Source organism: Pseudomonas sp. Lb2C2 (assembly GCF_052112205.1).
GTDB classification, from domain to species: domain Bacteria; phylum Pseudomonadota; class Gammaproteobacteria; order Pseudomonadales; family Pseudomonadaceae; genus Aquipseudomonas; species Aquipseudomonas kilonensis.
The window spans coordinates 70,554-82,236 of sequence record NZ_JAUTYW010000009.1 but is presented as its reverse complement, the minus strand read 5'-3'; the positions used below and the strand labels follow the sequence as shown (position 1 = coordinate 82,236).

12 protein-coding genes are annotated in these 11,683 nt (G+C 61.0%); all 12 read right to left on the bottom strand.

Going from position 1 to position 11,683, the window contains the following annotated elements; all coding sequences use genetic code 11:
• Positions 1-46: 46 nt before the first annotated feature.
• Complete coding sequence (fliM, locus tag Q7F16_RS24960) at positions 47-1,015, bottom strand: flagellar motor switch protein FliM (protein ID WP_003199105.1); 969 nt, start codon at positions 1,013-1,015, stop codon at positions 47-49.
• Positions 1,016-1,024: 9 nt separating this feature from the next.
• Positions 1,025-1,528 carry a flagellar basal body-associated protein FliL gene (fliL, locus tag Q7F16_RS24955; protein WP_046062994.1) on the bottom strand — a complete coding sequence of 168 codons (504 nt, stop codon included), beginning with the start codon at positions 1,526-1,528 and terminating at the stop codon, positions 1,025-1,027.
• Positions 1,529-1,761: 233 nt separating this feature from the next.
• Entirely contained in the window at positions 1,762-3,135 is a 1,374-nt protein-coding gene (locus Q7F16_RS24950; protein ID WP_409556446.1) for a flagellar hook-length control protein FliK, read from the bottom strand.
• Between the two features lie 88 nt (positions 3,136-3,223).
• Positions 3,224-3,568: an Hpt domain-containing protein gene (locus Q7F16_RS24945; protein WP_014337166.1), complete on the bottom strand. Its 345-nt coding sequence runs from the start codon at positions 3,566-3,568 to the stop codon at positions 3,224-3,226.
• 31 nt (positions 3,569-3,599) lie between these two features.
• Positions 3,600-5,306, bottom strand: a complete 1,707-nt coding sequence (locus Q7F16_RS24940; protein WP_204127035.1) for an ATP-binding SpoIIE family protein phosphatase — start codon at positions 5,304-5,306, stop codon at positions 3,600-3,602.
• Between the two features lie 5 nt (positions 5,307-5,311).
• Positions 5,312-5,617, bottom strand: a complete 306-nt coding sequence (locus tag Q7F16_RS24935) for an STAS domain-containing protein (RefSeq protein WP_014337164.1) — start codon at positions 5,615-5,617, stop codon at positions 5,312-5,314.
• 102 nt (positions 5,618-5,719) lie between these two features.
• Entirely contained in the window at positions 5,720-6,169 is a 450-nt protein-coding gene (gene fliJ, locus Q7F16_RS24930; RefSeq protein ID WP_003199091.1) for a flagellar export protein FliJ, read from the bottom strand.
• Between the two features lie 6 nt (positions 6,170-6,175).
• Positions 6,176-7,534, bottom strand: coding sequence for a flagellar protein export ATPase FliI (gene fliI, locus Q7F16_RS24925; RefSeq protein ID WP_046062991.1), 1,359 nt, complete (start codon positions 7,532-7,534; stop codon positions 6,176-6,178).
• Positions 7,524-8,369: a flagellar assembly protein FliH gene (fliH, locus tag Q7F16_RS24920; protein WP_046062990.1), complete on the bottom strand. Its 846-nt coding sequence runs from the start codon at positions 8,367-8,369 to the stop codon at positions 7,524-7,526. Before fliH ends, fliI begins: the two co-directional genes overlap by 11 nt.
• Before the next feature lie 7 nt (positions 8,370-8,376).
• A complete protein-coding gene (gene fliG, locus Q7F16_RS24915; RefSeq protein ID WP_003199086.1) occupies positions 8,377-9,396 on the bottom strand; it encodes a flagellar motor switch protein FliG in 1,020 nt (339 codons plus the stop codon).
• Entirely contained in the window at positions 9,389-11,173 is a 1,785-nt protein-coding gene (gene fliF, locus Q7F16_RS24910; RefSeq protein ID WP_014337160.1) for a flagellar basal-body MS-ring/collar protein FliF, read from the bottom strand. Before fliF ends, fliG begins: the two co-directional genes overlap by 8 nt.
• A 15-nt stretch (positions 11,174-11,188) precedes the next feature.
• Complete coding sequence (gene fliE, locus Q7F16_RS24905) at positions 11,189-11,515, bottom strand: flagellar hook-basal body complex protein FliE (protein ID WP_003199082.1); 327 nt, start codon at positions 11,513-11,515, stop codon at positions 11,189-11,191.
• Between the last annotated feature and the right edge of the window lie 168 nt (positions 11,516-11,683).

The window sequence follows — 11,683 nt, the reverse complement described above, 5'->3', positions numbered from 1 at the left end:
CGGGCAAAAATCAGTTAAAAACGCAAACTTAAAAATTCGACACCGCTCAGCGGCGTTCGATCGGCTCGATCACCTGCAACGCCAGGTTGCCTTTGTGAGAGCCCATCTTGACCTTGAAGGCCGGCACGCCATTGGCGCGCATGACCATGTCTTCCGGCATCTCGACGGGGATAATGTCCCCCGGTTGCATGTGCAGGATGTCCCGCAGACGCAGTTGACGCCGGGCGACCGTCGCGCCGATCGGCACGTCGACATCCAGCACGTCCTGGCGCAGCGCGTTGATCCAGCGTTCGTCCTGGTCGTCGAGGTCCGACTGGAAACCGGCGTCGAGCATTTCACGTACCGGCTCGATCATCGAGTACGGCATGGTCACGTGCAGGTCGCCACCACCGCCATCGAGCTCGATGTGGAAGGTCGAGACCACAATGGCCTCGCTCGGGCCGACGATGTTGGCCATGGCCGGGTTCACTTCCGAGTTGATGTACTCGAAGTTCACTTCCATGATCGCTTGCCAGGCTTCCTTCAAGTCGACGAAGGCCTGCTCCAGCACCATCCGCACGACCCGCAGCTCGGTCGGGGTGAATTCACGACCTTCGATCTTGGCGTGACGACCGTCGCCACCGAAGAAGTTATCCACCAGCTTGAACACCAGCTTGGCGTCAAGAATGAACAACGCGGTGCCACGCAACGGCTTGATCTTCACCAGGTTGAGGCTGGTGGGCACATACAGCGAGTGCACGTACTCACCAAACTTCATCACCTGCACACCACCGACGGCCACGTCGGCCGAACGGCGCAGCATGTTGAACATGCTGATGCGGGTGTAGCGGGCGAAACGTTCATTGATCATTTCCAGGGTCGGCATGCGTCCGCGAACGATGCGATCCTGGCTGGTCAGGTCGTAGCTTTTGACGCTGCCCGGTTCAGCAGCGTTTTCGGTCTGCACCAGCCCGTCGTCGACACCATGCAACAGCGCATCGATTTCGTCCTGGGACAGCAGGTCCTGCACGGCCATGTCGTGTTCCTACTGCAATACGAAGTTAGTGAAGAGCAACTGTTCGATCACCACTTTGCCGAGCTCTTTCTGAGCCACTTCCTGCACGCTGGCCGTGGCTTTCTGGCGCAGCATTTCCTGGCCGACCGGGGTGGCCAGGGTGTCGAAATTCTGTCCGGAAAACAGCATCACCAGGTTGTTGCGGATCAGCGGCATATGCACCCGCAGCGCTTCCAGGTCAGCCTGGTTGCGGCCCAGCAGGGTAATGCTCACCTGCATGTAGCGTTGGCGACCGTTCTGGGTGTAGTTGGCCACGAAGGCTGGCGCCATCGGTTCGAAAATCGCCGGCTGCTTGCCCACTGGCGCGGCTTCGGCCGCCACTGCCGGCTTGCTTTGAGCGCTGTGCATGAAATACCAGGTCGCCCCCACGGACACACCGACCGCCAGGAGCAAACCCACCACGATCATGATGATCAGCTTGAGTTTGCCTTTGGTTGCAGGGTCTTTTACAGCTGCTGCTTCACTCTTCGCCATGCCAATAATCCGTCACTAATCGGGGTTTTCACTGATGCACGGCAAGGCTGGAGCAAGTGTTATGCCAGAAGTGTCGGTACTAAGGATGACGGGCAGATGCGATCTCCAATCCCCCATAAAACCAATGTGGGAGCGAGCTTGCTCGCGATAGCGGTGGATCAATCCCAGCAAATGGTGACTGACAAACCGCTATCGCGAGCAAGCTCGCTCCCACAGGGGAAAAACTCGTTGGATCAGGCGTAGTAGTCGACCGCGCTGGTGCCGATGACGCTGGTCGTGCTGGCCGCCACTTCAGCGATGCTGGCAGGAACAGTTTCATCCGCTGAATCCACTCGCCCGCCAGATGACGCGGTACGCCCGGCCTGGGCCTGCTGTTGGGCCTGCTGCTCCTGATTCTGCGAACCACGGGATTGATCGGATACGCTGACGTCGACCTGACCCATGCCCTGCTGGGCAAAACTGTCCCGCAGGCGATGCATCTGGCCTTCGAGGGCTTCGCGAACGCCGGAGTGGGCGCTCATGAACGTGACCTGGGTCTGCTGATCCGGAACCATGTTCACCCGGATATCCAGGCGCCCGAGTTCGGCAGGCTGCAACTGGATGTCGGCCGCCTTGAGATTGACGCTGGACAGGTACATTACCCGGTTGACCACCTCTTCGGTCCAACCGCTCTGATTCATCGCGATAGGCTGATTGACCGGCACAGCGTTGGCGGTTTTGGGCGTTGCGGCTTGGGTCAGGGCGGCCAAGCGGTTGGCGAAATCGTCCACCCGCGTGTCACTGGAAGCGCCGCCCAGATCCTTGAGACCTTCACTGATCAAGCCACCAAAGGCCTTGTCGCCGCCCTGGCTGCCGGACTCGGTACTGTTCTGATCGGCTTGCACGCTGAGCATGCTTGCCATACCGGCGGCAAAGGTCTGCGCCGAAGTCGGCTCACCGTCGAGCGACGCCGGGGCAGCGCTCTTGGGCTGGGCCTGGCTGGCGGCGGAAACATGACCACCCTGCTCCATCGCCAAACGCAAGGCGGGCAATGCGTCGAGCGGGTCGGCTTCAGGATCAAAGGCAGGATCGTCCACCGGGACCGCAGCCGGGAGCGGTGTGGCCGGCGGGACAACCGGCGCCGCAACTGCCGTGCTCATCTGGGCCTCAGTCGTAACCACCACAGGTGCAGGCTCCACTGTGGCTGACGCGAGCGGCACCGTCGTGTCTGGAAGCAGCCCTGGATCAAGGCTCGGATCGACAGGTGCAGCATCCGCTACTGGTGTTTGCGCCGAGTCGGCATCGTCGGCGCTGTCACCCTGGTCGTCGGCGCTGGCCGGTTTGTCCGCGGGCAAGGGTTTGCCGCTATCGGCAACCGTCGGTTCCGGGGCGGCAGGGGTTTCGTTGCCGGTGTCTTTTTTGACGGTGTTGTCGGCAGTCTTGTCGCGCGCCGATTTCACCGATGGCTCAGGGGCCGCCGCTGACTTGGCAGGCGCCTGCTTGGCGAAGACTTGAGCGAAGCTGGAGGCTCTATCCCCGAGATCCGGGGCCGCTGCCGGTGAATTGACGGCGACCTGGGGCTTGGCCTGGACAGAGGCCTGAAGCAGTGAATTAGGGGTAACGGGCATAAAAAGGTCTCCGCTGCACTGGAATCATAGGTACAGTCGAGACTAGGCAATGCAAGGCACGGGCCAATGTCAGCCCGACCGTCAAAACTCAGCAGTGAAAGCCCTCGCGCTCTTCCCTGCAAAGCTTGCGGACATGCGCGAATTCGCTGTCGATTTCGCTGACCAGTTTCTCGATACCGCCCAATGACGGCTGCTTGGCACGCTGTTCCAGTTCGCCGCACAGCTCGGCCAGGCGGATAGCGCCCATGTTGCTGCTGCTACCTTTGAAGCTGTGGGCCGTGGCGCTCAGTTTTTCAGCGTCCCGTGCCTCATGCAGCACGCGCAGGCGAGCCTCGGAGTCGTTGAGAAACGTATCCAGCAACTCCAGATACCCCTCCTCCATGACTTCTTTCAACGTGCTGAGCACGTCGCGGTCCAGATGAATCTCGTTCACTTGTTCGCTCCCTGATCAAGAGTGGCCCCGATTATGCCGGAGCCTCCCAGAAAAACTCCACGCGCGCACTACGACCATCGTCTGACCAACTGGCCTGGTGGCTCAACTGGCGTACCAGGCTCACGCCGCGCCCCGACAACCGATCACAGTCCACGGGCCGCGCCAGCACCCTGGCGACATCAAACCCCTCGCCACTGTCTTCGACCTCTATGGCGAGGCGACCACCCTCGCCATCTGGCGAGACATGCAAGTGTACCCGCACGTAACCGTCGCTCAGCTCATCCAGGCGCGTATTGCGCTCCCGGTAGTAGCGGGCGAAACCCGCCGCGTCGCGCTTGAGGCTCGAGTCGAGCCCGAGCACCCCATGATCCAGGGCATTGGAATACAGCTCCGACATGACGCTGTAAAGGGCGCCACTCTGCGCCCTGAGCCCATGGACCTCAAGCAGCAATTGCAGCAGATAGGGCATCGGGTTGAAGCGCTTGAGCGTCTGCGCCCGGAACTCGAAGCTCACCGACCAATCCAGCGGGCTGGACTGGCCGCTATCGGAGTAGACCGGTGGTGGCGGATTGAGTTGCGTTGGTGCGACCAGTCGCACCTCGACCATGCTGAAATCGTCACGGGCCTCACCGCGAAAATCCTGCAGGGCCTGCTGGATATCCTCAAAAAGACGGTCAGGTTCACGGTTGGCTGAAAATACCTGCTGCAACCGTTCCACGCCAAATGGCTGATCGTCGCGATCACTGGTCTCGATTACGCCATCGGACAACAGGAACACCCGGTCCCCCAGCGACATCGGATGCACTTCGGTGCGGTCATCGAATAATTGAGGGGTGAGCACACCCAACGGCAGGTGCCGCGCCGGCAACGGCGTGCGCACACCGCTGAGGCTGTCATGCAGGTACCCATCGGGCATGCCGCCGTTCCAGACCTCCACCGTGCAACGCTGGAAGCTCAGGCATAACAGCGTCGCACAACAGAACATGTCCACTGGCAGGATGCGCTTGAGCTTGGCATTCATCTCTCGCAGGATCTGCGCCAGGCCGTAGCCCTTGGCGGTCATCCCGTAGAACACTTCCGCCAGCGGCATCGCACCGACCGCCGCCGGCAAACCGTGGCCGGTGAAATCCCCCAGCAGGATGTGCATGTCGCCGGCCGGGTTGAACGCCGCCAGCAGCAGGTCGCCATTGAACAAGGCATAAGGCGATTGCAAGTACCGGATGTTCGGCGCGTTCAGGCAGCCGGAGTGGGCGATCTTGTCGAATACGGCCTTGGCGACCCGCTGCTCGTTGAGCAGGTAGTCGTGGTGCCGGGCGATCTGGTCGCGCTGCTCCACCACGGTGGCCTGCAATCGACGCAAGCGGTCCATGGCCTTGATCTTGGCCGCCAGGATCACCTGGTTGTAGGGTTTGGCCAGGAAATCGTCGCCGCCCGCTTCCAGGCAACGGGCCAAGGCTTCACTCTCAGTCAATGAGGTGAGGAAAATGATCGGGACCAACTGGTCCCCGGCCAACTGCTTGATTTTCTGCGCGGCTTCGAAACCGTCCATCACTGGCATCATCGCATCCATCAGCACCAGGTGCGGACGCTGTTCCAGATAGACCTCGACCGCTTCGGCGCCATCGGCCGCAGTGAGCACGTGATGCCCCTGGCGGCGGACAATGGTCGACAACAGCAGTCGATCAGCGGCACTGTCTTCGGCAATCAGGACCGTCAGCGACTCCGACGACGATTGCATGGCGATCAACTGATGTCGAACAGCTTGTCGAAATTGGAGATCGCGAGGATTTTCTTGACGTCATTGCTGCTGTTGACGACCCGGATATCCGACTGGTCGCCACCGGCATGATCGCGCAACAGCAGGAGCATGCCCAAGGCGGAACTGTCGAGATAAGTGGCCTCTTTCAAATCCACCACAATGGAGTCAGGTTTCTGATTGAGCCGTTCATAGGACTCACGAAACTCCTGATGCCGCCCGAAATCGAATCGACCCTTGATCGAAATCGTCAGCTTGTGCCCATCGGGGGATACTTCGGTAACGACTGACATGATCGGCTTCCTTGTCATGGACATACGTGTACAAGGTGTAGCATCTGGTAAAGGTCTGAGCAAGGTTTTGCCTCATTCAGCCGACAAAATCCTGCTTTCGCATCAATAGGGATTCTGCCGCGGCAGGCGCTGGGACAATTCATCGAGCAGTTTCTGTTCGCGCTTGTCTTCCAGTTGCCGGGCCTCATCAATATAGCGCTGCACCAGCTTGCGCAGCCCCTCGACCCGGGCAAACGCCTCTTGCCAGCTCTGGCGGGCCTTCTCCAGGTTGTTCTGGTGCCAGACCAGGCTCTGGCGCTGCTGGTCGATAGCGGTTCCCAACTGCGCAAGAAACCCTTGGTAACCCAACAACCACTGCCCGGAAACCCCGTGGGCGCCACGGGCGATCCACTGCTCCTGATACTCGAGTCGAAAGTTCTCGAGGTCAGCCAGTTTGCTTTCGGCGACTTTGACCTGGCCCTGGAAATACGCCAGACGCTGGACGGCGGTCTTCTCGGCCTTTTCCGCCATGTCCACCACTGGCGCCAGGCGTGCCGCACGACTCGTGGCCATGGCCGGTTACCCGCCGGCAACCGGGGTGAAAATACTCTGCAAGTGCGCTTCGCTGGCGCCCATGCCGATGTTGTCGTTCAGGCTCTGGCGCAGGTAAACGGCCATGGCCGGGTAAAGACTGATAGCGGTGTCGGTCTCGCGGTCACCGCCGGGAACGTAGGCGCCGACGCTGATCAGGTCGCGGCTTTGCTGGTAGCGCGACCAGTACTGCTTGAACTGCTGGGCCCGCTTCATGTGCTCGGCACTGATCACCGACGGCATGACCCGACTGATGGAAGCCTCGATGTCGATCGCCGGGTAATGCCCTTCCTCGGCCAGGCGCCTGGACAGCACGATGTGCCCGTCGAGTACGCCCCGGGCCGAGTCGGCGATGGGGTCTTGCTGGTCATCGCCTTCGGACAGCACGGTATAGAAAGCAGTGATCGAACCGCCGCCTTTTTCCGCATTGCCGGCGCGCTCCACCAGTTTCGGCAGCTTGGCGAAGACCGAAGGCGGATAACCCTTGGTGGCCGGCGGCTCGCCGATCGCCAGGGCGATTTCCCGCTGGGCCTGGGCGAAACGGGTCAGCGAATCCATCAGTAACAGGACGTTCTTGCCCTTGTCGCGGAAGTACTCGGCAATACGCGTGCAATACATGGCCGCGCGCAAACGCATCAATGGCGCATCGTCCGCTGGCGAAGCCACCACCACCGAACGCTTGAGCCCCTCCTCGCCGAGGATGTGCTCAATGAACTCCTTCACCTCACGACCCCGCTCGCCGATCAGCCCCACCACGATGATGTCGGCTTCGGTGAAGCGGGTCATCATGCCCAGCAGCACACTCTTACCTACGCCGGTACCGGCAAACAGGCCGAGACGTTGGCCGCGACCGACCGTCAATAAACCGTTGATGCAGCGGATGCCCACGTCCAGCGGCACGCTGATGGGGTCACGCTTGAGGGGGTTGATCGTCGGGCCGTCCATTGGCACCCAGTCTTCTGCCTTCATACCGCCCTTGCCGTCCAAGGCCCGTCCGGCCCCGTCCAGCACACGCCCAAGCATACTCATGCCCATGGGCAGACGACCGTTGTCGGCCAAGGGCACCACGCGCGCGCCGGGGGCGATGCCAGCGACACTGCCCACCGGCATCAAGAATACCTTGCTGCCGGAGAAGCCCATGACTTCGGCCTCGACCTGCACCGGGTGATAGCTGTCGTCGTTGATCACCATGCAGCGGCTGCCCATGGCGGCACGCAAGCCTTCGGCTTCGAGGGTCAGGCCGACCATGCGCAGCAGGCGCCCTTCCAGGATCGGTTGGCCAGCCAGTTCGCTGGCCTCGGCGTAGCTGCCCAGGCGCTTGCCGAAACTGGTTCGCTCAAGGCGCATCGCGACTGTCCAGTGCAGAAGCGTCCAACTCAGGCACCTCCAACCCTGCATCGGCTGGCGCCGCATCAGCGCTGATCAGGGGCTCGTCCGGCAACTCCAGGCTCAGGTCGGCGGCAGCCGGGTGCAGGGCCTGCTCGTGCAATTGGTCGAACAATTTGGCCATGATCTGGCTGATGCGGGTTTCAACGGTGGCGTCAATGCGGCTGTGTTCGGTTTCCACACGGCAACCGCCGGGCAGCAGCGCAGCGTCCTCGACGATGCGCCAGGTTTCTTCGTGGCGCTCGCGTAGCGCCTTGACCAACTCGAAGTCCTGGGGATTGATGTACAGCCGTACGTTCCCCACGCCCAATGGCAACAACTTGAGCGCTTCGCGCATGACATGTTCGATCTGAGTCGAATCGATGGCCAGTTCGCGCTGAATCACTTGTTTGGCGATGTGCTGCACCAGGCCCACCAGGGATTTCTCGATCTGGGTGTCCTGCTCGGCGATGGGGTCGAACAGGTTGAGCATCAGCGATTCCAACGCACGAAGCTTGGCCGTCAGCGCCACATCGGCTTCCTGGCGGACCTTGAGCGTAGTGCTGTGGAAGCCTTCCTTTTCACCCACGGCAAAGCCTTCGTTGTAGGCTTCCTGGCGAATGCCCTCGACTTCCTCGAGGGTCAGTGGCTGGACTTCCTCCAGCGGCACTTCCTCCGGCTCCGGCAGTTCTTCCACCGGTTCCGGCTCAGGCTCGGGAACATGGGGGTCGAAGCTGGGCAGCGACCAGACGTCGAAACCACCGACGTCCCGGGCGCGGATCAGGTCGCTGGGTGCTTCATCACTCTTGGCAGACATAACGACCTTAGATCATCTCTTCGCCGCCCTTGCCACCGAGAACGATCTCCCCGGCTTCGGCCATGCGGCGGGCGATGGTGAGGATTTCCTTCTGTGCGGTTTCCACGTCGCTGACGCGCACCGGGCCCTTGGCCTCGAGGTCGTCGCGCAACAGTTCGGCCGCTCGTTTGGACATGTTCTTGAAGATCTTTTCCTTGACGCCTTCGTCCGAGCCCTTGAGGGCCAGCACCAGCACGTCGGACGACACTTCGCGCAACAGGGCCTGGATGCCACGATCGTCGACATCGGACAGGTTGTTGAACACAAACATGAGGTCTTCGATCTGACCGGACAGGTCTTCGTCGAACTCGCGGATCGAGTCCATCAACTGACCTTCGATCGAACTGTCGAGGAAGTTCATGATGTCCGCCGCGCGCTTGATGCCACCCAGGGTGGTGCGCGAGGCATTGGAGTTGCCCGAGAACTGCTTCTCGAGAATCTGGTTCAATTCTTTCAGGGCCGCCGGCTGAACGGTGTTGAGCGAAGACACCCGCAGGATGATGTCCAGGCGCACCTTGTGGTCGAAGTTGCCCAGCACTTCACCGGCCTGGTCCGGGTCGAGGTAAGCCACCACGATCGCCTGGATCTGCGGGTGCTCGTAACGGATCACGTCGGCAACCGCCCGCGGCTCCATCCACTTGAGGCTGTCCAGGCCGCTGGTGTTGCCACCCAGCAGGATCCGGTCGATCAGGCCGTTGGCCTTGTCCTCGCCCAGTGCCTGAGTGAGCATCTTGCGCACATAGTCGTCGGAACCGACGCCCAGGCTGGTCTGATCGCCGACGATGTCGACGAACTCGCTCATCACCTGCTCGACCTGCTCACGGTGCACGTTGCCCATTTGCGCCATGGCCACGCCCACGCGCTGGACCTCCTTGGGCCCCATGTGGCGCAACACTTGGGCAGCGTCGGTCGAACCCAGGGACAGCAGCAGGATCGCGGCTTTGTCGACCCGGGACAATTTGGCAACAGCGGCTCGATTATCACTCATCTGCGTTAATCCACTCTTTCACGACCTGGGCCACACGACCCGGATCTTCTGCCACCAGACTCTTGATGGCGTTCAACTGAGCGTCATAGCCTTCGCTCGGGCTTGGCAGCAGAATGCTCTGCGGCCCGCCGAGGCTGACGCGATCGTTGGCCAATTCGCCATCCAGGCCGCCCATGCCTCCCAGCTCGACATCGCCGAAAGCTGCCAATTGCTTGTTCTTGCCGCCACCGGTGATGTTGTTGAGCACCGGACGCAGCACGCCGAACACCAGTACCAGGATAAACAGCACACCCAATACTTGCTTGACCACATCCCAGAACCAGGGTTGCGAATAAAACGGAATATCGGCGACCACTTCACCGCGCTCCAGGGAGAACGGTACGTTGATCACGCTGACGCTGTCGCCACGGCTGGCGTCGAAACCGACGGCGTCCTGCACCAGGCGAGTGAAGCGCGCCAATTCGTCGGCGCTCCATGGCGCACGGCTGGTTTCGCCGTTGGCCGCGTTGACCTTGACCTGATCGTCCACCACTACGGCGACCGACAGGCGATTCAAACGACCTTGTTGCTGCTTGGTGTGGCTGATGGAACGGTCAAGCTCGAAGTTCTTGGTCGACTGCTGACGCTTGTCGGCCGGGTACGGCGCCAGCATCGGCTGGCCGGTGGCCGGGTCCATGATCTGCTGGCCGTTGGCATCGATCAGCGGCTGGCCTGGCTGCACCATGCCGGCGGCTGCGGTGGCGCCACCGGTGGTTTGCGGTGCGCTGGCCGGCGACGGCGGCTGGTTGCTCAGGGCTCCCGGTACACCTTGGGGACCATTGCTGGCGGTACGCTGCTCGCTCACCGACTGCTCGCTGCGCAGCGCAGGCTGATCGGGATTGAACTGTTCGGACGTCGACTCGACGGCGCTGAAATCCACATCGGCCGACACCTCGGCCTTGTAGCGGTCGTTACCGAGGATCGGTTGCAGGATGTTGTGCACTCGCTGGGTCAGCATGCCTTCCATGCGACGGCTGTAATCGAATTGCTTGCCGGCCATGGTCAGTTCGGAGTTTTCCGCCTGATCGGACAACAGGTTGCCTTTCTGGTCGACCACGGTGATCTGCGATTTGCTCAGCTCGGGTACGCTGGTCGCCACCAGATTGATAATGGCAACGACCTGGCCTGGCTCCAGGGAGCGGCCCGAATACAACTCAACCAGTACAGAAGCACTGGGTTTGCGCTCATCGCGCACGAACACCGAGCTTTTCGGAATCGCCAAGTGCACACGGGCACCCTTGACGTTGTTCAGGCTGGAAATGGTCCGCGCCAACTCACCTTCCAGGCCGCGACGATAACGGGTCGCTTCCATGAACTGGCTGGTGCCCAGGCCCTGGTCCTTGTCGAGGATCTCGAAACCGATGTTGCCATCGGTAGGCGTCACGCCAGCGGCTGCGAGCTTGAGGCGCGCACGGGCAACGTCGTCGGCCTTGACCAGCAACGCGCCGGAATTGGGTTCGACGGTGTAAGGAATATCGGCGGAAGCCAGGGTTTCCATGACTTGCTTGGCGTCCATGCCCTCCAGGCTGCCATACAGCGGCCGGTAGTCCGGCTGCTGGGACCACAGCACCACGGCAAAACCAATCGCCACGCTGGCAGCCAGGCCGACCAACAGGCCTACCTGACGCAGCATGGTCATCTCGGAGAGATTTTCCAGGAAGGACAGACCGAACAGCGGCGGTTTGCCGTCTACCGGAGTGGCCTTGGCCGGAACGTTATCTACGGCTGCTTCTGCCATGACTCAATAACTTCCTTAAACCGGCATCTGCATGATGTCTTGGTAGGCTTGAACCAGTTTGTTGCGAACCTGGGTCAACGCCTGAAACGAGACACTGGCTTTCTGCGAGGAGATCATTACGTCCGTCAGGTCGACGCCACTTTTGCCAATCTCGAAAGCACTGGCCAACTGGTTCGATGCCTGCTGGGTATCGTTCACTTTATTGACGGCCTGACCGAGCATGTCGGAAAAGCTGCTGCCACCCACCTGGGGGACCGCGACCGATTTAGGCTGGGCCATGGCGTCCATTTGCATGGCCCGCATGTCCAACATCAACCGATTAAATTCAATACCTTGGCTCATGGTCTACTCTCTCTGGCGGCCCGCATTTTTTTGACACTTACTCAGCGGGTATTCAGGTATTAGCAACAAGGGTGCCAGCTCCATGGCCGCAGGAAACAAATGCGCGCACCACTCCATTGTGGGAGCGAGCTTGCTCGCGATAACCCATCACATCCAACCTCAACTTGA